This is a genomic window from Sphingomonas sp. GW821-FHT12D09 (genome assembly GCF_058807215.1).
Genome location: NZ_JBXAQL010000002.1, coordinates 690,100 through 715,014, shown reverse-complemented (window position 1 = coordinate 715,014; position 24,915 = coordinate 690,100). Strand labels below are relative to the sequence as shown.

At 66.6% G+C, this 24,915-nt stretch carries 16 protein-coding genes and 1 pseudogene; 2 read left to right on the top strand and 15 right to left on the bottom strand.

Going from position 1 to position 24,915, the window contains the following annotated elements:
• Nucleotides 1-10 precede the first annotated feature (10 nt).
• From kdpB to AC1RPL_RS13335, 6 genes are all read right to left on the bottom strand, one after another.
• Nucleotides 11-2,023, bottom strand: a complete 2,013-nt coding sequence (gene kdpB, locus AC1RPL_RS13360) for a potassium-transporting ATPase subunit KdpB (protein ID WP_493069776.1) — start codon at nucleotides 2,021-2,023, stop codon at nucleotides 11-13.
• Between the two features lie 11 nt (nucleotides 2,024-2,034).
• Nucleotides 2,035-3,738 carry a potassium-transporting ATPase subunit KdpA gene (kdpA, locus tag AC1RPL_RS13355; protein WP_493069775.1) on the bottom strand — a complete coding sequence of 568 codons (1,704 nt, stop codon included), beginning with the start codon at nucleotides 3,736-3,738 and terminating at the stop codon, nucleotides 2,035-2,037.
• A 12-nt stretch (nucleotides 3,739-3,750) separates the two neighbouring features.
• Nucleotides 3,751-3,840 carry a potassium-transporting ATPase subunit F gene (locus AC1RPL_RS13350; RefSeq protein ID WP_183994309.1) on the bottom strand — a complete coding sequence of 30 codons (90 nt, stop codon included), beginning with the start codon at nucleotides 3,838-3,840 and terminating at the stop codon, nucleotides 3,751-3,753.
• Between the two features lie 91 nt (nucleotides 3,841-3,931).
• Nucleotides 3,932-4,237 carry a hypothetical protein gene (locus AC1RPL_RS13345; RefSeq protein WP_493069774.1) on the bottom strand — a complete coding sequence of 102 codons (306 nt, stop codon included), beginning with the start codon at nucleotides 4,235-4,237 and terminating at the stop codon, nucleotides 3,932-3,934.
• Nucleotides 4,238-4,465: 228 nt separating this feature from the next.
• The gene (locus tag AC1RPL_RS13340; protein ID WP_493069773.1) at nucleotides 4,466-7,783 is read right to left on the bottom strand and encodes a TonB-dependent receptor domain-containing protein; all 3,318 of its coding nucleotides are present in this window, start codon (nucleotides 7,781-7,783) and stop codon (nucleotides 4,466-4,468) included.
• A 331-nt stretch (nucleotides 7,784-8,114) separates the two neighbouring features.
• The gene (locus AC1RPL_RS13335) at nucleotides 8,115-9,149 is read right to left on the bottom strand and encodes a LacI family DNA-binding transcriptional regulator (protein ID WP_493069772.1); all 1,035 of its coding nucleotides are present in this window, start codon (nucleotides 9,147-9,149) and stop codon (nucleotides 8,115-8,117) included.
• Between the two features lie 142 nt (nucleotides 9,150-9,291).
• On the opposite strand from AC1RPL_RS13335, the gene AC1RPL_RS13330 reads away from it, so the two are divergent.
• On the top strand, nucleotides 9,292-9,609 hold the full coding sequence (locus tag AC1RPL_RS13330) for a hypothetical protein (RefSeq protein ID WP_493069771.1): 318 nt from the start codon (nucleotides 9,292-9,294) through the stop codon (nucleotides 9,607-9,609).
• A gap of 3 nt (nucleotides 9,610-9,612) precedes the next feature.
• Here AC1RPL_RS13330 and AC1RPL_RS13325 read toward each other — a convergent pair whose 3' ends face one another.
• From AC1RPL_RS13325 to AC1RPL_RS13285, 9 genes and pseudogenes are all read right to left on the bottom strand, one after another.
• Nucleotides 9,613-11,181, bottom strand: coding sequence for a carboxylesterase/lipase family protein (locus tag AC1RPL_RS13325; RefSeq protein ID WP_493069770.1), 1,569 nt, complete (start codon nucleotides 11,179-11,181; stop codon nucleotides 9,613-9,615).
• The gene (locus AC1RPL_RS13320) at nucleotides 11,178-12,506 is read right to left on the bottom strand and encodes a methyl-accepting chemotaxis protein (protein WP_493069769.1); all 1,329 of its coding nucleotides are present in this window, start codon (nucleotides 12,504-12,506) and stop codon (nucleotides 11,178-11,180) included. Before AC1RPL_RS13320 ends, AC1RPL_RS13325 begins: the two co-directional genes overlap by 4 nt.
• Before the next feature lie 45 nt (nucleotides 12,507-12,551).
• The gene (locus AC1RPL_RS13315; protein ID WP_493069768.1) at nucleotides 12,552-13,559 is read right to left on the bottom strand and encodes a PfkB family carbohydrate kinase; all 1,008 of its coding nucleotides are present in this window, start codon (nucleotides 13,557-13,559) and stop codon (nucleotides 12,552-12,554) included.
• 112 nt (nucleotides 13,560-13,671) lie between these two features.
• Nucleotides 13,672-14,427 carry a 2-dehydro-3-deoxy-D-gluconate 5-dehydrogenase KduD gene (kduD, locus tag AC1RPL_RS13310; RefSeq protein WP_493069767.1) on the bottom strand — a complete coding sequence of 252 codons (756 nt, stop codon included), beginning with the start codon at nucleotides 14,425-14,427 and terminating at the stop codon, nucleotides 13,672-13,674.
• A 141-nt stretch (nucleotides 14,428-14,568) separates the two neighbouring features.
• Nucleotides 14,569-15,411 (bottom strand): 5-dehydro-4-deoxy-D-glucuronate isomerase, encoded by an 843-nt coding sequence (gene kduI / locus AC1RPL_RS13305; RefSeq protein ID WP_493069766.1) that lies wholly within the window; start codon nucleotides 15,409-15,411, stop codon nucleotides 14,569-14,571.
• Between the two features lie 17 nt (nucleotides 15,412-15,428).
• Complete coding sequence (gene uxaC / locus AC1RPL_RS13300; protein WP_493069765.1) at nucleotides 15,429-16,877, bottom strand: glucuronate isomerase; 1,449 nt, start codon at nucleotides 16,875-16,877, stop codon at nucleotides 15,429-15,431.
• Between the two features lie 243 nt (nucleotides 16,878-17,120).
• Nucleotides 17,121-18,434: pseudogene (locus tag AC1RPL_RS13295) on the bottom strand (MFS transporter); the annotation flags it as partial.
• Nucleotides 18,435-18,471: 37 nt separating this feature from the next.
• Nucleotides 18,472-19,275 (bottom strand): 2-keto-4-pentenoate hydratase, encoded by an 804-nt coding sequence (locus tag AC1RPL_RS13290; protein ID WP_493069764.1) that lies wholly within the window; start codon nucleotides 19,273-19,275, stop codon nucleotides 18,472-18,474.
• A 283-nt stretch (nucleotides 19,276-19,558) separates the two neighbouring features.
• On the bottom strand, nucleotides 19,559-20,974 hold the full coding sequence (locus tag AC1RPL_RS13285) for a glycoside hydrolase family 28 protein (protein ID WP_493069763.1): 1,416 nt from the start codon (nucleotides 20,972-20,974) through the stop codon (nucleotides 19,559-19,561).
• Nucleotides 20,975-21,150: 176 nt separating this feature from the next.
• Here AC1RPL_RS13285 and AC1RPL_RS13280 point away from each other — a divergent pair, with 176 nt between their 5' ends.
• Nucleotides 21,151-24,912 carry a LamG-like jellyroll fold domain-containing protein gene (locus AC1RPL_RS13280; RefSeq protein WP_493069762.1) on the top strand — a complete coding sequence of 1,254 codons (3,762 nt, stop codon included), beginning with the start codon at nucleotides 21,151-21,153 and terminating at the stop codon, nucleotides 24,910-24,912.
• Nucleotides 24,913-24,915 lie beyond the last annotated feature (3 nt).

Sequence of the window (24,915 nt, the reverse complement as noted above, 5' to 3'; positions counted from 1 at the left end):
TGTCTATTCCTCAGGCGAGGTGAAGGCCGGACACGACCAGGTCGATCAGCTTGATCCCGACGAACGGCGCCAGCACCCCGCCCAGCCCATAAATCGCCAAGTTGCGGGCGAGCAGCGGCCCCGCGCCGATCGGGCGGTATTTCACACCCTTCAGCGCCAGCGGCACCAGGCAGGGGATGATCAGCGCGTTGAAGATGATCGCCGAGAGGATCGCGCTTTGCGGGCTTGCCAGCTGCATCACGTTGAGTACGCCGAGCGACGGGTAGAGCACGATGAACATCGCCGGGATGATCGCGAAATACTTGGCGATGTCGTTGGCCACCGAGAAGGTGGTCAGCGCGCCGCGCGTCATCAGCAGCTGCTTGCCCAGGCCGACGATCTCGATGAGCTTGGTCGGATCGCTGTCCAGGTCGACCATGTTGCCCGCCTCGCGCGCAGCCTGGGTGCCGGTATTCATCGCGACGCCGACGTCGGACTGGGCGAGCGCCGGCGCGTCGTTGGTGCCATCACCGCACATCGCGACCAGCTTGCCGCCCTGCTGCTCCTTGCGGATCAGCGCGAGCTTGTCCTCGGGCGTCGCCTCGGCGAGGAAATCGTCCACCCCGGCCTCGGCGGCGATCGCGGCGGCGGTAAGCGGGTTGTCGCCGGTGATCATCACCGTGCGGATGCCCATCCGGCGCAGCTCGCCGAACCGCTCGCGCACGCCGGCCTTCACCACGTCCTTCAATGCGATCACGCCGAGCAACCGGCCATCCTTGGCCACCGCCAGCGGAGTCTGTCCCTGGCGCGCAATCTCGTCGGCGATACGGCGCATGTCGGCGCCCACCGGCGTGTCGCCCACGCCTGGATGCGCGCGCACGATCGCATCGACCGCGCCCTTCTGGATCAAATTCTCACCCATGCGCACACCTGAGATGCGGGTCTGCGCAGTGAACGGGATGATCTCGGCGCCTTCGGGCAGCGCCTTGGTCGCAACCGCATACTTGCCTTGCGCCAGCGTCACCACCGAGCGGCCCTCGGGTGTCTCATCGGCCAGGCTGGCGAGCAGCGCGGCGCGCGCCAGCTCGTCCGTGCGCACTCCGCCCAGCGGACGGAAGTCGCTCGCCGCGCGGTCGCCGATCGTGATTGTGCCGGTCTTGTCGAGCAGCAGCACGTCGATGTCGCCCGCCGCCTCGACCGCGCGTCCCGACTTGGCGAGCACGTTGAAGCGCACCAGCCGGTCCATCCCCGCGATGCCGATCGCCGAGAGCAGCGCGGCAATGGTCGTCGGGATCAGCGTGATCAGCAGCGCCGCCAGGATCGCCACCGGCACCGCGCCACCGGCATAGGCCGCAAAGGCCGGAATGGTCGACACTGCGATCAGGAAGATGATCGTCAGCCCGACGAGCAGGATCGTCAGCGCGATCTCGTTCGGCGTCTTCTGGCGCTCGGCGCCTTCGACCAGCGCGATCATCCGGTCGAGGAACCCCTGGCCCGGCTCCTGCGTCACCCGCACCTTGATGCGGTCCGAGATCACCCGCGTACCCGCGGTCACCGCCGAGCGGTCGCCGCCCGCCTCGCGGATCACCGGCGCGCTTTCGCCGGTGATCGCACTTTCATTGACCGAGGCGACACCTTCGATGACTTCGCCGTCGGCCGGGATCAGGTCGCCGGTCGCGACCAGGACCACGTCGCCCTTGCGAAGCTGCGAGGCCGCCACCGTTTTCCCGTCGGGAAGCTTGGCGGTGAGCTCGGACTTGGTCGCCCGCAGCGAGGCGGCCTGGGCCCGCCCCCTGCCCTCGGCGAGCGCCTCGGCAAAGGTGCCGAACAGCACCGTGAGCCAGAGCCAGGCGATCAGCTGGACCTGGAAGCCGATCGACAGGCCGGTACCGCCGATGAACAGCAGGACCGTCAGCAGCAGCGCCACCACTGCGGTGGTGAACAGCACGGGGTTCTTCACCAGCTGGCTGGGGCTCAGCTTCTTGAACGCATCGCCGATGGCCGGGCCGATCAGGGCGGGCGTGAACATGGTTGTGGTCGTCATTTGATTGGACCTCAGAAGAGCTGGCCGTGGATCATCGCGAGATGATCGGCGATGGGACCGAGCGCGAGGCTGGGGAGGAAGGTGAGTCCGCCCAGCACCAGGATGATGCCGACGAGCAGGCCGATCCACAGCAGCCCGGTGGTCGGGAACGAGCCCGCGCTTTCGGGGTGGTGCCGCTTGGCGGCCAGGCTGCCGGCGATGGCGAGCACGGGCACGATGATGAAGAAGCGTCCCACCCACATCGCGACCCCGAGCAGCCCGTTGTAGAAGGGCGTGCCCGCGGTGAGGCCCGCGAAGGCCGAGCCGTTATTGGCCGTGGCGGAGGTGAAGGCGTAGAGGATCTCGGTGAAGCCGTGCGGCCCCTTGTTGAGCGGCCCCGCAAGGCCCGCCGGCAACACTGCGGCGAGCGCCGTGCCCCCCAGGATCATCAGCGGCAGCACTGCGATCGCCAACACCGCGAGCTTCACTTCGCGGCTCTCGATCTTCTTGCCGACATATTCGGGGGTGCGCCCCACCATCAGCCCGGCGACGAACACCGCGAGGATGGCGAACAGCAGGAAGCCGTAGATGCCTGCCCCGACGCCGCCGACCACGACTTCGCCCAGTTCCATGTTGAACAGAGGGACCAGTCCGCCGATCGCAGTGAAGCTGTCATGCATCGCATTGACCGCGCCGCACGAGGCCGCGGTGGTCACGGTGGCGAAGAGCGCGCTGGCGGCCACGCCGAAGCGGACTTCCTTGCCTTCGATGTTTGCGCCGGCCACCCCCAGATGATGCAGCACCGGGTTGCCCGCGGCTTCCTGCCAATAGGTCACGCCCGCGCCGATCAGGAACAGCGTGAGCATCGCCGCGAGGATCGCCCAGCCCTGGCGCGTGTTCCCCACGGCCTTGCCGAAGGTGTAGGTCAGGCCGACGCCGAGGACGAAGATCGAGAGCATCTGGATGAAGTTGGTCAGCGCGCTCGGATTCTCGAACGGATGCGCCGAATTGGCGTTGAAGAAGCCCCCGCCATTGGTGCCGAGCATCTTGATCGCTTCCTGCGAAGCGACCGGGCCCAGCGCGATCGACTGCTTGGCGCCCTCCAGCGTGGTCGCATCGACCAGCGCCGTGAAGGTCTGCGGCACCCCGCTTGCGATCAGATAGAGCGCGTAGACGACACAGATCGGCAGCAGGACATAGAGCGTCACCCGCGTCATGTCGGCCCAGAAATTGCCGATGCCCGAAGCCTGTTTCCGCGCGAACCCGCGGAACAGCGCGAAGGCGATGGCGATGCCTGTCGCCGCCGACAGGAAGTTATGGATCGTCAGTCCCAGCATCTGGCTGAGGTTGGAGAGCGCCGCCTCGCCCGAATACCATTGCCAGTTGGTATTGGTGGTGAAGCTGATCGCCGTGTTCATCGCGCCATCCGGCGAAAGGCCGGCGAGCCCGCGCGGGTTCATCGGCAGCACGTCCTGGAAGCGCAGCACCAGATAGGTGAACAGCAAAGTGGCGAGCTGGAAGGCCAGCATGTGCAGCGCATAGCGGCGCCAGCCCTGCTCGGCGTTCGGATCGACGCCGGCAAGCTTGTAGAAGCCGCGCTCGACTGGGCCGAGCACGGCATGGAGCGGCGTGCGCCGCCCCTCGTAAATGGCGAACAGCCACGTCCCCACCGGCTTGGCCAGCGCGACGAGGATCAGGACGAAAGCAAGGATCAGCATCCAGCCTTGGACGGTCATGGCGTTATCCGATCAGAAGCGCTCGGGCCGGACGAGCACGGCCACGAGGTAAAGGAGCAGGCCGAGCGCAGTGAGCCCGGCGAGGATGAGAGGCAGCGGCATGGATGGTCTCCTCAGGCCTGGTCGCACAGGCGGACACAGGCGAGCGTGAGCAGGAACAGTCCCGCGAGCACCCCCAGCCAGATCAGGTCGTTCATGATGGTCTTCTCCTGGTGGCGTCGTCGAAGCGGGCGTGCCGCGCTGGCACCTCGCAAAGCCGGAACAGGCTCGGGCCTTCGGCGAGCAGCGCCCAGCCGAGCGCCCAGGCGGCGACGGAAAACATGGCCTCGCCGAATTCGGCGGGGGCGACGGGATGGGGGGAAGGCCGGTTGACCGAGAGGCTCAGCGCCCACAGCGCGAGCGCGCATGCGCCCAGCAGCAGCACGCCGCCGAGCCGGAAGCCGAGCTCAATTCTCCAGCCGCATCCGCCCGTCTCCAGGCGGCGCAGGAACACCCGCATCGGGGAAACTCCTTCACATCGTCACGACGGCGATGTGGGGCGGGTGCGCGTTAAGGTTCCACGGGGAAGATCGGGCCGGGCATAAAGAAGGCGTAAAGCCGCACGGAACCCGGACACAAAACGGCCGGCGCACGGAGGCGTGACGCCGGCCAGTCCAAGGAAACGCATATTGGGGTTCAGGAAGGGAGCGGTGCCGCGTGGCACCGCCCCATCCCTCCCCCGAAAGGATCAGAAGTTCATGCGCAGGCCGGCGGTGATGATACGGCCGGTGCTGGCATAGGTCTGGCTCACCGGGTTCGCCGCATACATGGTGCGGTACTGCGGCGAGTTGGTCATGTTGCGGCCCTCGAGCGAGAGCTTGGCGAACTTGGTGAGGGCATAGGACATCGCGAAGTCGATGTTCAGCTGCTCCTCGTTATAGCCGAAGTCCGCGAACACCGGCGAGTTGCACGGGCCGCCCGCCACGGTGGTGGTGCCCACCGAACAGGTGCCACTCGCCAGCGGGAAGCGGTTCACGTAGCGCGCACGCCACGATCCCGAGACACGCGCCGAGAACTTGCTGTCCTCGTAATAGAGCGTCGCATTGAACGCGTCCGGCGAGGTGTTGAGGAACGGCCCCTCGGCATAGGTGTTCACCGCCGTGCCCGACGTCGTCGTGGTGGTGTTGAGCACCGTGCCCGTCAGATAGCTCAGGCTTGAATCGATGTGGGTGTAGTTCGCGATCACGCCGAAATGCTTCAGGAAGCCGGGCAGGAAGAAGAAGTCGCTCTGCAGATTGACTTCGACGCCCTTGATGTTGCCGCCTGGCGCATCCTGGAACTGGCGGATCGCCCAGGTGCCGCCGGCCACGGTGTAGGCGTTCAGTGCAGCGTTGGTGATCAGGCCCAGCACCTGCTGATAGACTGCCGGCTCGAACGCCGCCGAAAGCGGTGCCTCGAGCGCGACCTGCTGCGGGAAGCTGTCGATGTTCTTCTTGAACAGGTTCACCGCGATCAGGCCGTTATGCGCGAAATACTTCTCGACGCTCAGGTCGAGGTTGGTCGCGCGGAACGGGTTCAAATACGGGTTGCCCACGGTCAGCGACGGCGCCGCGCCGCTGGTGGCGAGGCTGGAGCTGAACGCAGTGGTGCCCGGCGTCAGGCTGGCCAGCTGCGGACGCGACATCACCTTCGAAGCGGCGAAGCGGACGAGCAGGTTGTCGGCAACCTCCCAGTTCGCGTTCATCGAGGGCAGCCAGTCCCAATATTCGTTCTTGGCGGTCACCGCGAGGCCGGCGACGCCATCGGCACCGCCGACATTGCCCGAACCGAACACGCGGGTGTTGGCCACGCGCAGGCCGGCATTGCCGCGGAACGGGCGGCCGAGCAGGTTCATGTTGTAATCGACCTGGAAATAGCCCGACACGTCCTGCTCGGTCACGCCACCCTTCTGGCGGCCATCGACCGAGGCACGGAAGTCACCCCATTTGTTCACGCAATTGCAGTTGATGCCGAACTGGTTGATGAACTTCTGGGTATCCGGCGCATAGTAGCTGGTCGGCGTTCCCGCAGAGACGTTCAGGCCCTGGCCGAAGCTGATGGTCCGGCCGAGATCGGTGATGTTCAGGTGCGATTCCGCCAGAGTCGGGTTGATCGCCTCGATCGACTGGGTGCGACGGCCCTGGTCGCCGACATAGGCGAATTCCTTCGCGGTGCCGCCGAACTTGATCGACATCTCGGGCAGCGCGTCGAAGGTGAAGTTGACGCGTGCCACCTTGAACTCATTGTCCACGGTGTTGGTGAAATAGCGGATCGTCGACAGGCCCTTCACCAGCGTCCAGCTGCTGGGGTTCGCCACGTCGAAGCCGGGGCTGAACACCGGCATCTTGCCGCCACCGCGATCGTCGAAGACATAATTATCCTGGTCGATCGCGTTGAATTCGGTGAGCGTGCCATAGGAACGGAACTCGGACTTGGACCAGCCGCCCGTGGCATCGGCATAGAAGTTCGGCGCGAACTCCTGGTGCACGTTCAGCGTCACCTGCTTGAAGTCGGTCCGGCCGAACTGCGTGTCGGAGAAGCTGCGCCAGTCGACATCGTCGAGCACCATGTAATCGGCCTGGCCGGCGCTGTTGACGTGCGCGGCGCGAATCTTGGTGTTCGTGCGGCCCAGCAGTTCATTGTAATAGCCGGTCTGGTTCGCCGTGGCGACATAGCCGGGCGAGGCCGGATTGTTGTAATAGTCATACGGATTGAGGTTGTTCGGGTTGAGGCTGTTGAAATAGCCGGCGATCGGGGTCTGGCCCACGCCGTTGCCCGCCTGTTCGCCATTGCAGTCGATCGTCGCGCTGGGCACGCAATTGGCATAGAGCGCGACGCGGTCGGCATAGCCATTGGCGGTGCCGATGGCGCGCAGTCCGGCGGTACCCACGCCGAGGACGCGGGCATTGGTGCCGTTGCGGTTCAGGCCGATCGGCGTGATGCCGGTGCTGTCGCTGTTCTGGTCATAGCGCGAGAAAACGCCGTCGAGCACGATCTCGGTGCCGGCGCTCGGCTTCCACTGCATGGTCGCGGTGGCGCCGATCCGCTCGTAATCCAGGAACTGGCGGCCGATCGAGGGCAGGCCGGGAATGATCGTGGTCGGCGTGATCGCCGCATAGGCTGCCGGATCCGAGCCGAAGGTCGCGCCGGTGCCCTGGTTGCTCGGGCGGGCAAAGCCGAAGACATTCGGCGTAACGCCGAGAATCTGGGAGTTGCGATAGGCATATTCGAACACGCCGATGTTGCGGCGGTAGGAGTCGATCTGCTGCTCCTGCTTCTGGTAGGCGCCCGAGACCAGGATACCGAAATTATCGGTCACATGCACCGAAGCCAGGCCGGTGAAGCGCGGGTTCCAGCTCTTGCCGTTCTCGCGATATTCGGCCTCGGCGCCCACCGCGAAGCGGTTCTTCTTATAGGAAAGCGGGCGGCCGGTGGTCAGGTCGATGATCGCGCCCAGCGAGCCTTCGTCATTCTCCGCCGCGGTCGACTTGGTCACCTTGATTCCGCCGAACAATTCCGAGGCGAAGGTGTTGAAGTCGAAGCCGCGCGAGCGGTTCGCGCCGGCGTCGGACTGGTTGCCGCCCGCGATGTTCTGCGCATCGGCGCCGTTCAGGCGCACCGACTGGAAGTCGCCGCCCAGGCCGCGCACGGTGATCGTGCGGCCCTCGCCATTGTCGCGGTCGATCGACACGCCCGGCAGGCGCTGGATCGATTCCGCCAGATTGGCGTCCGGGAAGTCGGCAATGTCCTCGGCGGTGATCGCGTCGACGATCTGGTTCGAGTTCTTCTTGATGTTGACCGAGTTGGCCAACGAAGCACGGAAACCGGTGACAACGATCGATTCACCCTCGGCCGGCGGCGTCTCCTGCGGTGCTTCCTGCGCGGTGGCCGTAGCAGGAGCATTCGCATCGGCGGTCTGCGCCCAGGCCGGCGCGGCCATCAGCAGCGCGATGCCGAGCGCGCCCAGCGCCGTGGTGCCGCGCAGCGCCGAACGGCGCACAGCCAGAGTATCAGCGGTAGAAAGCATCGATTCCTCCCCAAAGTCTTTTCATCGACAAGCACTGGTCGATGCGCCCATTGGAGCCCGGAATCAGGGTGCGACACAGCAACGCGGAGAACGACCTGAGCCGCTCCGCAAGATCCAGCCATGTCGCGACTTGCCCCCTCCCACGCCCCACATGCGAATCTTCATGTTCGTTTGGGCGCAAGCGTCTCAGTCACGCTTGTTCACCCTCTAAATCACGCGGGAACGCATTTATGTCAACCGGTGTCATTAACGGCCGTGTCACAAAAGGACGATTGCGGCATTTCGGCAACATCGGGGCAATATGGCCGTGCATCGCCTCCTGGCGGGCGCCCTACGCGTCGCGCGGCGGGGCGACGGAGGCGCGGTGGATCAGCGTGGAGGGGAAGAGCGAAGGCTCCTCCACTGCATTGCCGTCATCCCCGAAATAGTCCGCCAGCAGCTTGAGCGCGGCCGAGCGCGCCATCGAGATGATCGGCCAGTGCACCGTCGTCATCGGCGGCCAGATGTGCGAGGCGATGGCGGTATCGTCGAAGCCGATGATCGACAGGTCCTCGGGCACGCTCATGCCCCGGCGACGCGCTGCGTGGAGCGTGGCGGCGGCCATCTCGTCGTTCGAGCAGAAGATCGCGGTGGGCCTGGGCGACAGGTCGAGCAACCGGTCGGCCGCGGCGAGTCCGGTCTCGAACGTGTAGTTGCCGTCTGCGATCAGGCTGCGCGGCAGCTTGATCCCCGCCTCTTCCAGCGCGTTCTCAAAGCCTTTCCGCCGCTCGCGCGCCGAGCGGAAGCCGTGCGGCCCGGCGATCAGCCCGATGCGGCGATGTCCGAGCGAAATCAGGTGGTTGACGGCCTCGGTCACCACTTCGCTATCGTTCGAGGCGACCATGTGCTCGTTGGAATCCAGCGTCGCGGAACCCATGCGGACATAGCGGATGCCCAGCTCGCGGCAGAGTTCCGCGACCATCTCGTTCTCCGAGACCGGCGGCAGGAACATCACCCCGTAGAGCCGCTGGCGCTCGAGGAAGTTGCGGATGTCCTCGAGCATCGTCGAGCTGCCGCGGTCGATCGGGCGGACGATCAGCTCGAACTCGGTGTCGCGCATCGCCTCGAGCATGCCGGCCTGGACGTTCATCACCATCTGGGCGTTGGGATTGTCGTGGATCAGGCCGATCAGGAAGTTGCGGCGCAGCGCCAGCGCGCGCGCCTGGACATTGGGCACATAGCCCAGCTCGGCGATCACCTTCTCCACCTTGGCGCGGGTGTCGCCGTTGAGCAGCGGCGATCGGTTGATCACGCGGCTGACGGTTTTCTTCGACACGCCGGCAATGCGGGCGACGTCGTTGATCGTGGGCTTTCCGGTTCTCTCCATGCGGCGAAGGTAGCTTGTCCCAAAGGACAACGCCAGATGTCCCAAGGAGCCATCCCGCTCAGCCAATCACCGGAACCGGTCCCAGCAGTTAGGTAACCGGTATCATTGGAGAACGGACGCCTGCCCTGCGCGTTGTGCCGCGATGGCGCAACCGCTGCACACCCCTGATGGCCGCTACATCATCGTCGAGGAAACGCTCTGGCGCGCCAGTAATCCGGCGTTACCCGAGGAACAACGCCAGGCGCTGGTCGATGCGCTGATGACGGCCCGGCGTGGCGTGCATGCGGCGCGTGGCGACCCCGTCGCGCTGCGAAAGGCACGCGATGCGGTGCAGGCGGCCAAGGTCGGGCTAGGCGAACGCGGCCCGCCCTGGTGGAGCGACGGCGCCCCCGACTATAATCGCCGGCGCATCGTCAACACGCCCTATGCCAATTGGTGGCGCGCGCGCACCGAGGCGTGAAGCTCAGCTTCCCGGCTGGATGTACGGCACCCTGCCCCACAGCTCGCGTTCCCATTTGCGCGGATCGTTCACCACCCGGCTGTCCGCATCGAACACCATCGTCGCGCGGTTCGGCAGCGTATAGGGCGCCCAGGCCAGCCCGGGGGCCGCCGGCCGTCCGGTACGCGCCAGCGAGGCGAAGGCGCCCATCACCTGCCGGCTCAGCTTCTGCGCCGCCGGGCCGGTGCCGGTGAAGCTCCCCGGTGCGTCGAGCGTGCCGAAGGCAAGCGCGATGTCCATCGTGTGCGGCGCGCCGCGCTCGGGCTTGGTCGGCGACTGGAAATCGACCTGATAGACCCAGGTGGATTTCGCCCCGGCAGCCGCCCGTGCATCCGCTTCCAGCCACTGCCCCGGCCAGCTTCGCCCGGCGGTGGTCGCGCGGTAGAAGAGCTGCTCGGGCGTATCGCTGGGGAAATGCGCGCGATACTGGCCGACCACCCATTCGGGCAGCAGGTCCATGCGCAATTCCGGCGCCATGCGCGCGGCGACATTGTCCCAGGTCAGCCCCTTCACCTTCGCCGAAGCCGGGTCGATGAAGGCGCGTGTCTCGTCATGGGTATTGCCCAGGATCATCGGGATCGCGAGCGACTGCGGGTTGGCATCGGGCCAGAACGGGTGCCGGGTCAGCCACTTCATGTCGAGCACCGGCCCGAAATAGACGCCACCGCCCAGGATCGGGTCGGTCGCGTCCAGCGCATCGACCAGCTTCTCCACCGGCATGTCCAGCAGCGGCTGGAGATTGTCCTCCTTCACGCCCAGCTTAGCCAGATAGGCCTGAGTCCGCTTCGTGGCGTTGAGCGGCCCCGATGCGGTCACCTGCTGCCCGCTCATCGTCGCGGCTGAATGGAACAGGCCCTTCGCGGCCGGCATGCCCATCAGCGTCGCGATCTTGGCGCCGCCGCCCGACTGGCCGAACACGAAGACCCGCTTCGGATCGCCGCCGAACGCCGCGATATTGTCCCGCACCCATTGCAGCGCGAGGATCAGGTCGAGCTGTCCCAGATTGCCGCTGTCGGCAAAGCGCGGATCGAGCCGGGCGAGATAGAGATAGCCGAGCGCGTTCAGCCGGTGGTTGACCGTCACCACCACCACATCCTCGGCAGCCGCCAGCTTCGCGCCATCGTTGAGCGGCACGGTGACGCTGCCATTCGAATATGCGCCGCCATGGATGTAGAGCATTACCGGCTTCGTCGCCCGCGGGGTGGCGTCTTCCGGCGCCCAGATGTTGAGGAACAGGCAATCCTCGGACGCGGGCTGGTCGCCCTTCCCTTGCGGGCAGATCGGCCCGAACTTGTCCGCGCGGAAGCCGGTCACCCGCGGCGCGGGTCTTGGCGCACGGAAGCGCTCGGCCACGCCGTAGCGGATGCCCTTGAAAGACCAGACCTTCTGCGCCTCGTCGAAAGCGCCGGGACTGAACTCCCCTGCCGGGCATCGCACCAGCATTCCGCGCATGCTCTGCGCGAAGCCTGGTCGTGGCAGCATCGTCAACGCTGCCCCACCCGCCAGAACCGCACGCCTCGATACGCCACTCATTGGCTCGCCCCCGTCATGATATGTCCCGCCGCTTCCTCGATCCGGTGCAGCGCCTCGCGGGTCAGCACTGCCTGGCGTCCCGCTTCCTCGGCTTCGCTGGCCAGTCCGCCGATCCGGTCGCTGATCGTCGCGATCAGCACCGCGATCTCGCGCGAGGAGACCGCAGTCTCGTCGATCGAGGCGAGGATGCCAGATACGGTCGCCATCTGCTTTTCCATCTCGCCCGACACAGCCCGCACCCGCGCCAGCAGCTCGGTGACGATCGCGAGGATCGCGCGGTTGGTCCCGGCCATCGCCTCGCTCGCGGCCTGTGCCTCACGGATCGTCTGGGTGACGCCGCCGGTCGCCGCCGCGGCCTGGTCGGCCAGGCTGCGCACTTCCTGCGCGACGATCGCGAAGCCGCGCCCGCTCTCGCCCGCCCGCGCCGCTTCGATGCTGGCGTTCAGCGCGAGCAGCTTGGTCTGGTAGGCGATGTTGGAGATCAGCGTGACCACGCCCTCGATCCGCGCGGTGTTGGCAGAGAGGCTCTCGGCGCTCTCCGCACCCTTGTTGGCGATCGCATCGGCATTGCCGGCCACTTCCGCGGCGGCCTGGGCGTCTTCGCGCGCCCGTTCATAGGCGGAGATCAGCCCGGCGGCGTTGCGCGCGGACTCGCCCATCGCCACCGCCGCCTGGTCCGCCGCCGAGGCGACCTCAGCGGCGGGTTTCCGCAGGCCGAGCAGGTCCGCGGCGGTATGCTCGGTGAACTGGGCGATCTCGCGGCTCGCCATCACCGTGCTGGCGATCGACACGTTGAGTTCGGCGCGGACTTCGCTCAGCTCCTGCCGACGGATCGCCTGGGCACGCAGCCGCGCGATCTGGCGCAGGCGGCTGGCGATGACTTCGAACTCGATCACCGCGAGCCGCTGGGTGGCGCGGGTCAGCCGCTCGAGCTGGGCGGGATCCTGCGAAAGCTCGAAGAACAGCGCATGGATGTGCATCTGCGCGACCAGCATCGAGGCGGCGACGGTGGAGAATTCCATCCCATCCTCGGCGATGCGATCGGCTTCCGTCACGATCCGGTCGATCCAGAGCTGATCTATCGGGTGCGAGAGCTTCAGCCGGGCATAGTCCACTCGGCTCTCGACCAGCGCATCGGGCACCGCATGCCCGGCGCGCCGCTCCAGCAGCTCGCGTGCCACGCCCCCGATATGCGGTTCGATGAACCGCCACGCCTCGGCCAGTTCGGCCTCCAGTGCGCTGTCTATCGCGTAGGCCTGGCGCAGCTGCGCGACATCGCGCCCGTCCAGTCCCGGCTCGGCTTCAATTGCGAAGGTCTCTCCCATCGGACATCCCCACCCTGTCCGGGGCGACATTTCGCCTCCGGTTCGTCATCGACGGACGTCGAGCCCGCCTTCGTCGAATGCTGCCAGATCGGCGCGCGTGAACAGGCTCGCATCCCCTGGTAGCGAATGTTTTAACGCGGTCAGCGCCAGGCCGGCATGGGCCGCGGCCTTCGCGTCGCCCTTGCTCTCGATCAGACCATGGAGCACGCCCGCGGCGAAGGCATCGCCCGCCCCGATACGATCCACGATGCCGGCGATAAGAACTTCGTCGGTCTGGTAGCCGCCGGCACGCGTATCGACCCGCGCCGAGATGCGGTGGCTGTCGGCATCCTCGACGTGGCGCGCGGTGTTGGCGATCGTCTGGAGCTTCGGGAACGCCGCGAACGCCGCCTCCGCCGCCTCGCGCCGGCGATCGGCGCCGTCGCCCGAGAATTCGCGCCCCAACAGCAGTGAGATGTCGCGGTGGTTGCCGAACAGCAGGTCGGCATGGCCGATCAGCTGGGTCAGCACGGCCTTGGGATCGCTGTCCCAGCTTTCCCACAGCTTCGCGCGGTAATTGCCGTCGAACGAGACCGGGATGCCGCGCGCGCCCGCCGCCTCGGCCGCCGTGATGGCAGCAGCGGCAGTGTTGTGGCCGAGTGCAGGCGTGATGCCCGACAGATGCAGCCGCGTGGCGCCTTCGAGCAGCGCGTCCCAGTCCCAGCTATCGGCCGGACGCTGGGCGAATACCGACCAGGCCCGGTCATAGACGACTTCGGAGGCGCGCAGCCCCGCGCCGGGCGTCAGGAAATACAGGCCGAGCCGGCCAGCCTCGGAAACCACCGTCGAGGTATCGACGCCGCGCCGGCGCAGCTCGCCGATCACCGCGCCGCCCAGCGGATTGTCCGACACCGCGGAGATCATGCGGACCTTGTGGCCCAGGCATGCCAGGCCGGTGGCGACATTCGCCTCGGCCCCGCCGACATTCACTTCGAGCTTCGGCGTCTGCAGCAGCAGTTCGCGCCCCGGGGGCGAGAGCCGCAGCATCAGCTCACCGAAAAAGGCGATGGTCATTCCTCCCCTCCCGCTTGCGGGAGGGGTCGGGGGAGGGATCGACGTGGGTTGGAGCGTGACGGCCCCTCCCCTAGCCCCTCCCGCAAGCGGAAGGGGGACAGAAGAAGTGCGGTCATCGTGCCAGCCACCCGCCATCGACTGCGAGGATATGGCCCTGGACATAGTCCGAAGCCGAGGAGGCGAGGAACACCGCCGCGCCACCCATGTCCGCCGGATCGCCCCAGCGGCCCGCCGGGATGCGCTCCATGATCGAGCGGTTGCGGTTCTCGTCGGCCTGCAGTGCCGCCGTGTTGTTGGTGGCGATGTAACCGGGCGCGATCGCGTTGACGTTGATGCCCTTGGCCGCCCATTCGTTCGCGAGCAGCTTGGTGAGCCCGCCAATGCCCGACTTGGAGGCGGTGTAGCTCGGCACGCGGATGCCGCCCTGGAAGGTCAGCATCGAGGCGATGTTGATGATCTTGCCACGGCCCTGCTTCACCATGTGGCGGCCGGCGGCCTGGCAGAGGAAGAACACCGACTTGAGGTTGGTGTCGACCACCGCGTCCCAATCCTCTTCGGTGAAGTCGAGGCTGTCGTTGCGGCGGATGATGCCGGCATTGTTGACCAGGATGTCGAGCCTACCCAACTTATCCACAGCTTCGTCCACAACTCTGTCCACAGGCTCGATGGTCGCGAGATCGGCGGAAATGATCTCGGCCTTGCGGCCCAGTGCACGGACCTTCTCGACCGTCTCCTGCGCCGGCGTTCGGCCCACGGCGGCGATGTCCGCACCGGCGGCGGCGAGTGCCAGCGCGATGCCCTGGCCGATGCCGGTATTGGCGCCGGTCACCACGGCAACCTTGCCGGAAAGATCGAAGGGATTGGTCATTCTAAACTCCCGCCCCTCGCCACTTGCGCTCCCCTTCCGCTTGCGGGAGGGGTCGGGGGAGGGCCTGAAATAACGAGAGGGCGTCGCATGGCGGCCACGCCCTCCCCCAGCCCCTCCCGCGAGCGGGAGGGGAGTTGAAGCTTACACCAGCTGGCAGATGTCCAGCACGTTCATGTCGGTATAGTCCTGGTTCTCGCCGGCCATCGCCCAGATGAACGCGTACGCCTTCGTGCCTGAGCCCATATGGACCGACCAGGGCGGGCTGATCACCGCTTCCTCGTTCTGCACCACGATGTGCCGCAGCGCATCTTCCTGGCCCATATAGTGGAAGACGCGGTCCTTCTCGAGATCGTCGAGCTCGAAATAGAGATAGATCTCGCTGCGGCGCTCATGAATGTGCGGAGGCATGGTGTTCCACACCGAGCCCGGCTTGAGCACGGTCAGACCCATCACCAGCTGCGCGCTGTCGCACACGCCGGGGATGACGAGCTGGAAGATCGAGCGCTCGTTCGACTCTTCCAGCGTGCCGCGATCGAGCCGGTTGGCGTCGGCGATGCCGAGCTTGCGGGTCTGGAAGCCCTTATGTGCCGGGCACGAGACCAGATAGAAGCGCGCGCCGTCGCCCGAGAACTGCACGTCCTTGGCGCCCATCGTCACGTACAGGCAGTCCTTGTTGCCCAGCGTGAAGCGCTCGCCGTCCACGGTCACGGTGCCTTCGACGCCGCTGATGTTCACCACCGCCAGCTCGCGGCGCTCGAGGAACGGGTGACCCGCCGCCGAAGCCGGCTCGACCTGGTCGGGCAGCTTCACCGAACCGGTGTCGACCGCGACGCCGCCGATCACCATGCGGTCGGCATGGGTGTAGTTGAGCACGCACTCGCCGGCACGGAACAGGTCCGTGATCAGATAGCGGTCGCGCAGTTCCTCGTTCGAGACGCACTCCATCATGTCAGGGTGCGTGGCGTAATAGGTACGATCGAACATTGGCTGCTCCGTTGGTTTCAGGCTGCGGCGGCGACGGGCGCCGGCGCGGGTTGGTCGAGCTTGTACGCCTTGCGCACCAGCCCGTTGGTAAGTTCGTGGGCGAGTTCCGCCGCCTCCCAGTCGAGCAGCCGCCCCTCGGCGACCAGCTTCGCCAGGAAGCCGCAATCGATCCGCCGGGCGACATCGTGCCGCGCCGGGATCGAGAGGAAGGCACGGGTGTCGTCGTTGAAGCCGACCGTGTTGTAGAAGCCGGCGGTCTCGGTCACCTGCTCGCGGAAGCGGCGCATGCCCTCGGGCGAGTCATGGAACCACCAGCTGGGGCCGAGCTTCAGGCACGGATAATGACCGGCCAGCGGAGCCAGCTCGCGGGCATAGACCGTCTCGTCGAGCGTGAAGAGGATGATTGACAGCTCGGTGCTCGTGCCGAACCGGTCGAGCAACGGCTTCAGCGCGTGGACATAGTCGGTGCGCATCGGGATGTCCGCGCCCTTGTCGCGGCCATGGCTCTCGAACAGCCCGCCATTGTGGTTGCGGAAAGATCCCGGGTGGATCTGCATGACCATCCCGTCCTCGACGCTCATCGCCGCCATCTCGGTCAGCATCTGCGCGCGGAACAGCTCGGCGTCGTCCGGGGTCCAGCTGTCGGAGAGGATCGTGCGGAACAGCCGCTCGGCCTCGTCCTTGCCTAGATTCGCAGTCGCCGCGGTCGGATGGCCGTGATCGGTCGCGGTAGCCCCGGCCGCGCGGAAATCGGCGCGGCGCTTGCGGTGGGCGGCGAGATAGCCGTCCCACGAATAGACGTCCTCGCCGGTCTTCTCGGCGAAGATCTTCATCGCACCGGCAAACTGCTCATGCTCGACATCGATCACGGCATCGGGGCGATAGGTGGTGACCACTCGCCCGTTCCAGCCGCTATTGTGGATCGCATGGTGCGGCGAGAGGTCGTCCTGCGGCCCCTCGGTGGTGGCGAGGAAGCCGATGTTGAACCGGTCGAACAGCGCCCGCGGCTTGAACGCGTCGGTCGCGAGCTTGGCGTTGATCGTGTCGTAATAATGATCGGCGGTTGAGGCATCGAGCGCCACGTCGAAGCCGAACACCTCGCCGAACACATGCCCCAGCCACATCGCCGAAGGCGTACCGCGGAACAGGTACCTATGCTCCGCGAACGTGCGCCACGCCGCACGCGGGTCGGTCGCCGGCATGCCTGCCTTGCTCGGCACGCACAGCGCATCGAGCGACACGCCCTGCGAATAGAGCATGCGGTAGATATAATGGTCCGGCGACAGCAGCAGCTCGGTGGCGTTCGACCAATTGGCATTGGTCGAGAACCAGGTCGGGTCGGTATGCCCGTGCGGGCTGATGATCGGCAGCCCGGCCACTTCGGCATAGAGCGCGCGGGCAATACCCCGGGTGCGCTCCTCTGCGGGAAGCAGCCGGTCCGGATCGAGCTTCAACGGGCGTGACATCGGGTCCTCTTACGCCTTTTTGCGCGTCATGGCGTTGACGATGATCGCCAGGATCGTGATCGCCGCGCAGACGCCCAGGATCGCATGATAGGTGTTCGGCACGAAGCACGGGCTCGCCGGGCCCATCCACACCGGCACGCAGCCTGCCACCGTCGCCTTGCCCGAGGCGAGGAAGAACACCACGCCCACCAGGCCCGCCACTGCCGCGGCGATCACCGCCCAGGGCGTCGAGGCCTGGAACCGCTCCACCCGCTCCAGCCGCGGCGAGAGCAGGTGCACCGCGAGCACCGCCAGGAAATAGGCGGCACCTGCCGAGATGAACATCGGCGCATAGCTGCCGACCCGGTCGAGGATGTCGCCCGAATATTTGGAGAAAAGCGCACCACCGATCGCACCCACCGTGCCGCCGATGCCGATCACCGCACCCACGGCGAAGCGCGGGAAGGTGTCCGAAGGCAAGGTGTAGAGATTGGCCGAGAAGCCTTGGTGCGCCGCCGCCGCGATGCCGATCAGCGCGACGCTGACCCAGAGGTTGTCGACCGACGTGGCGAACACCACCGGCAGCACGAAGAAGGCGCAGATCAGCATGGTCAGCTTGCGCGCCTTGTTGACGCTCATGCCCGACTTCATGAACCGGCCCGACAGCCAGCCGCCGAAGATGCTGCCCACGTCGGAGATCAGGTAGATCGCGCCCAGCGCCAGCGCCGCGGTGGGCGTCGACCAGGTCTTGAGATCGAGGCCATATTGCGCGCCCAGGAAGCCCGGCAGCCAGAACAAGTAGAACCACCAGATCGGGTCGATGAAGAACTTGCCCAGCGCGAACGCCCAGGTCTCGCGCGTGGCGAGCAGCCGCAGCCACAGGCCCGGGGTCTTCACATCGGGATCGGCCGGGTCCTGGGTGATGTACGCCAGCTCGGGCTCGCCTACCTTGGGATGCGCGGCGGGATCGTCGCGGTAGAAGGACAGCCAGGCGATCAGCCACAGCACGCCGAAGATGCCGGTGGCGATGAACACAGTCCGCCAGCTCATGTGCAGATGGGAGATCATCACATAGACGATCAGCGGGGTGAGGATCGCGCCCACATTCGAGCCTGCGTTGAACAGGCCGATCGCATAGGCGCGTTCCTTTTGCGGGAACCACTGCGCGACCGACTTCACGCCGGCAGGGAAGTTGCCCGATTCGCCGATGCCCAGGCTGAACCGGGCCAGCGCGAACTGGGTGACGCTATAGGCACCGCCATGCGCGACATGGGCGATCGTCCAGATCACCACCGCGACGGCATAGCCCAGCCGGGCACCGATCGCGTCGACCACCTTGCCGAAGCCGAGATAGCCGATCGCATAGGCGATCTGGAACCACACGACGATGTCGGCATAGGTCCGCTCGTCCATGTGGAGGGCAGGATCTTCCATCATGATCGGCTTGAGCAGCCCGATCATCTGACGGTCGATATAGTTGATCGCCGTCGCCGCGAAGAGCAACCCCACGATCACCCAGCGATAGCGGCCGATGCGCGAAGCCGCGCCGGCGACCACCGCCTCCCCAGAACTCGCCATCACTCTCTCCCTATTATTTTTTCCCGCGGCCGCCGAATCAGGCGTCGTGAATGCCGACGATACGGCACTTCACGCTGTAGTCATTCGCGAACCGCGCCTCCACCAGCTCGCCGACGCGGACGGGATGGACGCCGGTGACCGCGCCGGTGGAGATCCACTGGCCCGGCGCGAGCGGCAGCTGCCGATTGGCCGCAAGCTCGAACAGGAAGCGCACCGCACCGAACGGACCATCGAGCATCGTGCTCGCCGTCGCCTCGCCGGCCACTTCGCCTTCGATGGTAAGCGCCACCGGCCATTCGATAAAGTCGGTGTCGCGCGGGATCGCCGCGCCGATCACCAGGCCGTTGTTGTTGCCGAAGTCCGAAACGGTGACTGCCGGGCCGTGCGCGTTGATCCCCGGGAAGGGCGAGCTCGCCACTTCGATGCCGACATGGATGGCATCGACATATTCGGCGACTTCCGCGTTGGTCCAGGCACGGTCGAAATCCTCGGGCAGATTGCCCAGGCGCAACAGATATTCCGCCTCGCCCGCGGCAAAGCCCTGCTCGAACACCGGCATCTCGGGCACGTCACCCTCGGCGGCGGTCACCACCGAATCGGCGAAGATCGGGCCGGCGAGCCGGTTGGTGCCGAAGGTCGCGTCGAGCGGCGCGGGGATCTTCCCCACCTTCCACCCGGCGACTCGGTCGCCGAACAGTTCGATCGCACGCTCCTGGATGACATATGCTTCGTCGAGCGTGCCGGGCAGTTCGCCCGGATAGTCGATCAGGGCATTGCCGGTGTGGCGGGCCGAAACAAATGCTTGGGCGATGGCCTCGGCCGGTTCCCGTCCTTCAATCAACGCAAATTCCCCATGTTGCAGGTCGCGGATGAGCACTCGCCATGTGCGGTGCGCACAAACGCAGCCGCGTCCGACATCGCCGCCCCGCCCCGCTTCGCCCCGCTCACAAACCGCTCGCCTCCCGCGGTATCTGAGCTCTGGAGAATACAGGCCGGAACCGGTGCCGGACCATGTCGAGTAACTTGCGCGCGATCTCCTCTCCGAATGGCCACGGCCCGGCTTTGTGCGGGTCCGCTCGTATCTTACCAATGCTACCGGTGTCAGGCTGGCGCGTCAACGCACCTCAGGCGAGATGATCGACCAGCGCGCCGTTCACCCGCACATTTTCCAGCCTGAGCCCCTCGGTGTGCCTGACGATGCTGGACTGGGTGACGCCTTCGAAGCTGCAATCCCGGAAGGTGATCCCGGTCACCGGCGCGCCCGGCAGGCCTTGGCTGTCGAGCACGCGCACGGCGTTCTTCACCCGCAGCCCCTCGACCACGACGTTGCGCAGGCGCGGCACAAACGGTCCGTTGGCGCCTTCCTCATAGTTGAAGTCGCAGGTCACCGCGGCCCGGCCGACCTGCCCGACATCCAGGTTCCGATAATGGAAATTCTCGAGCAACCCGCCGCGCAGTGCGTTGTTCTTGAAGCGGATCGCGTACCAGAGGTCGGGCGAGTCCATCACGCAGTCCTCGGCGAAGATCCAGCGCGCCCCGCCCGAGATCTGCGAACCGACGACCACGCCGCCATGTCCCGCCTTCATCCGGCAGTTGCGGATCAGGATGTTCTGCGACGGTGCCGCCAGCCGCCGGCCATCGGCATTGCGTCCCGAATTGACCGCGATGCAATCGTCACCGGTGTCGAAGGTGCAATGCTCGATCAGCGCACCGTCCACCGATTCCGGGTCGCAGCCGTCATTGTTCGGCCCATGCCCCAATATGTCGAGCCCGCGCACGGTCAGGTTGCGGCACAGCACCGGATGGACCTGCCAGAACGGCGCGCCGCGCAGGCGCACGCCCTCGATCAGCACATTCTCGCATTCATAGGGTTGGACGAAAGCCGGGCGCAGATAGTCGCCGTCCCCGAACACCCGCTTCTCGACCGGCATATTATCCTCGGCCATCTGGAACAGCCGCGCCCGCGCCTTGCGCTGGTCGGGCATGCCCTCGCGCCAGCCATGGTCGGCCGTGCCGCCCCAGGGGCCCTTCCACGCCCACCAATGCTGCGCGCTGCCCTGCCCGTCGAGCGTGCCTTCGCCGGTCAGCGCGATGTTCTTCTGCCGCCGCGCATAGACGAGCGGCGAATAGTTCATCAGCTCCATCCCCTCCCAGCGCGTGAAGACGATCGGGTAGTGCGCGGGATCGGTGCTGAAGAGCAGAGTCGCCTCGCGGGTGATGTGCAGATTGACGCCCGACTTGAGATGCACCGCGCCGGTCAGGAAGCGCCCGGCCGGCACCACCACCCTGCCCCCGCCCGCTGCCGCGCAGGCCGCAATCGCCGCCGCGATCGCCTGGGTGCTCAGCGTCGTCCCATCGCCCTTCGCGCCGAACTGCGTGATGTCGAAGTCGCGCGCCGGAAACACCGGCGCCTTCACGCTCCGCGCGATCTCCGCCGCGCGCGCCCAGGGATCGGCCTCGGCGGCAAGCGCGAGTCGCGGCGCCAGCCCCAGGGCGGCACCCGCGCCGGCATGGCGCAACAGGTCGCGGCGCGAAGCCATCGGCAATCCCTCCTCATTCCGATTTGACACCGGTTGCCACGAAGCTGTCGCGTCATCGCACCCCAGTCAAGCCGACATGCCTCGGAAACGAGAAAGTTATTGTCACCGGTGTCACTCGTCGCCATGCTTGACAGCGGAGACGGCAGAGACCGTCCTGACCGTTAGAGAGGCACGCCATGATCCGCACGTCCACCAGCATCGCCCTGGCCTGGGCACTCGCGCTCGCCGCGAGCCCAGCCGCCGCGCAAGACAAGGACGATGGCCTGCTCTTCCGCGCCTCGGGCGACAGGAATGCCACCGCCGAAACGGCGCACGGCGATGCCGTCCCCAATTTCCAGACCAAGGTGAATATCGTGCCGAACGGCGCGATCGGCGGCGCCTTTCGCTGGGCCGATGACGGCTATCTCGCCTGGAACGCGCCGGGCAATATCGAGGCGCAGCGCGGCACTCTCTCCTTCTTCTGGCGCGCCCGCGATCCCGTCGGCGAAGCGCCCTTCGTCATCTTCCGCGCCGGTTTCGCCGATCACACCAGCTGGGACATGGCGTTCCTGCGCATCGACTGGAACGGCCACGGCTTCGACGCCTTCGTGACCGACGCCAACCTGTCGCGCGTCCGCGTCTCTTTCAAGCTGCCCGAAAACCCCGCCCCCGATGCCTGGCACCACATCGCCTTCGCCTGGGACGAGAGCGTCGGCGTCCGCCTGTTCGTCGATGGCAAGCAAGTCGCGGCGAAGGACCAGAAGGCCGATCTCGACGCCGCGCTCGACCAGTTCGGCCTGGCCGGCCGGATCATGGCCCCGCACCAGGTGCAGAGCCGCTATAATTTCATGCGAGGCAGCGATCTCGACGAGATCCGCGTCTATGACCGCATGCTCGATCCCGCCGGCGTGGCCGCGCTCGCCGCCAATGCCGAGCCAGCTGCCCGGCCCGCGCCGGCGGACAAGCGCGCTGCCTGGCTCCACCGCTTCGGCTGGGATACCGCCTCGCCGCCCGTGCTGGACGACAAGGTCACCAGCGTCCGCAAGGTCGAGTTCGCCGATGCGAAGGACCTGAAGGAATGGATGTGGAAGGGCGTGGACGGCATCGCCGAGACCACCTGGCCCGGCGTCTACAACCGCTCGAAACTCCCCGGCCGCGACGATTATTTCGAGCTGCCCGACTGGAACGTCTATGTCGAGGGCGGCAAGACCTACACGCTGACCGTCCCCAAGGACGAGAAGTTCAACCGCGTCGAGATCCGCGGCGCGGCCTATGGCGCGCTCGATTACGGCGCCGATGGCACCGGCTTCCGCAACCTGGCCAAGCGCCCCAAGGGCATCGTCCGCAGCGTCACTGCGCTCGGCGAAGCCCAGGGCGGCATTCTCCGTTTCACCAACACGATGCAGGAGCAGCCGATCCAGGAAATCTGGGCCTATGATGTCGGCAGTGCCAGGGAGCCCGAAGGCAGCTTCAAGCTCAACTACACGGTAGACGCCAAGGTCTCGGCCGATCTCGCCGCGCTCGAAGGCCTGAACCGCTACATCCGCACGCGCTATCCCGCCGACGAGCGCAACACCGTGCTCGCGCTTCCCCCCGGTGCCGGCTCGGCCGCCGCAGGTGCGGGCAGCGCCGCCTCGACCGGCGCCGCCGCGCATATCGAAGGCGCGATGCCGATTGTCCATGTCCTGATCCCCTCGGGCTTCGGCGACGCCTTTGCCGGCCGCGCGCTCGCCCGTGCCTGGAACTATGGCTGGGAGAACAGCCGCGACGGCCTGGACGGCATCGCGCTCGACATTCCCGCGCTCAAGGCGACGCCCGGCAAGGACGGGCTGATCCCGCTCAACATCAAGGTGAAGGACCCGATCTGGCCGGGCCGCGACATGATCGACTTGTCGGTCTCGGTCCGCCCCGGCGAGGCGCGCACGCTCTGGCTCGACCTGCGCGACCGTATCCTGACCAATGACAGCCTCTATCTGAGCGTCGCCGCCGCCGCGCCGGACTTCGGCCCGGCATCGCTCGACGGCATGAACATCCGCCTGATCTTCAAGGACCGCGCCGCCGCCCTGCCCGAGCACGTCGCCGACCGGTTCAACCAGGTGAAGGACAATTGGGGCTTCCTGGTCGAGGAGCACACCGCCTCCAAGCGCGCCGGGCTGTATCGCCGCGTGTTCGCCGATGTCAGCGACCTGCTCCGCGTCGATCCCGATCATGTCGAGGGCCGCCGCTATTGGGCGGACATCAGCTATGGTGTGCAGAACCTGCCCGAGTTCAAGCAACCCGAGGCGCCCGCCGGCGTGCCGCTCTGGGCCTTCCGCCAGCTCGAGGACCTCAGGATCACGCGCCAGTTCGTCAACTGGTGGATCGACAATCGCCAGGTCCCCTACGGCGATTTCGGCGGCGGCATTTCGGACGATACCGACTTGACCCAGCAATGGCCGGGGCTGGCGCTGATGGGCGTCGATCCGGACAAGATCAACGCGTCGCTGCGCGCGCTGTCGGATGCGGTCTACACCAACGGCATGATGATGAACGGCCTGGGCCACCTCACAACCGACGAGCTCCACGCCTATGAGGAGGGCATGAACTCGGACGCCGAGCGGCTTTATCTCAACTGGGGCGAGCCGCGTGCGGTCGAGCGGCTGATGGCGACGACCAGGGCGCTCAAGTCGATCATCCTCCCCAACGCCGCCGGCCATATGCACTTCGCCAGCAACTGGTACGGCGCGCAGAAGGTGTACCGCGAAGGGCCGTTCGAGTGGCAGAAACCCTATAGCTGGGTCGTGCTCCACGCCCCCGTGCTGATCGGCGTCTATAACGGCAACCCCGATGCCAGGGGCCTGATCACCGGCACCGTCGATGGGCTGCTGGCGCATGGCAAGCAGGACGCCAAGGGCAACTGGTCCTGGCCCAACGAGATCAACTGGCGCAGCGACGCAGAGCGCGCCGGCGACGGCGGCGGCGCCGCCACCCCGCTCCAGGCTGCCTGGGCGTCCTACCGCTTCACCGGCGACGCCAAGTATCTCAACCCGATCCTCGCCCGCGCCGCCAAGAGCGGCCCCGCCTCGGTCGCGGACATCAACGAGAACGTCATCGCCCTGCTCGGCACGGGCAAGGACTGGTCCAAGGCGCTCACCGAAAAGGCCAGGAAGGGCGGTGCCTTCGAGCAATGGGCCGCCTGGGACGCAACCGGCGACGTGAAGTACCTGGAGTCGCTCCACGCCGCCGCGATCGAGGACAAGTCGCAGCGCCAGTATATGTACACGGAAGGGCATTGGTGGTCCGACCGGGTCGACCAGCCCAACGAGATCCTCCAGCGCGAGCGCCTGGGCGGCATCGCGCTGCGCCGTAACCAGACCTGGCCGGGCAATGCGGTGAGCTGGCGTTTCGACGATCCCGAAGGCGCGCTCAAGACCGCGATCCTCGTGCCCGGCGCCACGCCCGATCACTTCAAGGTGATCGCCTACAACACCGGCGACACGCCGCAATCGGCCGAGATGACGACTTGGAACGTCGCATCTGGCGAATGGGAGATGGTGACGAACGGCAGCACCGTCCCGCTCAATCTCGAGCGCAGCGCCGCCACCCGCCTCACCTTCGCCCCCCACGCCACCACCGAGATCGAGTTCACCCTCAAGACGCGGCGCGAGGACGTTTCCACGCGCCCCGATCTCGGCATCGGCAGCGACGATGTCGCAGTGAAGGGCGGCAAGCTCTCCGTGACGGTGCACAGCCTCGGCGCCGTCGCCACCACCGGCGGCACGCTGACGGTCGAGGATTCCTCGGGCAAGGCACTGACCACCGCGGCGATCCCCGCGCTCGCCGCCCCGCTCGACCTCACGCCCAAGGCTGCGACGGTGCGGCTAACCCTGCCCAAGGGCGCCGCCCGCATCCGCGTCGCGCTGCCGAACAACGCGGCGGAAGTCACCCAGCGCAACAATGTGGTGACGCTCACCCGCTGAACC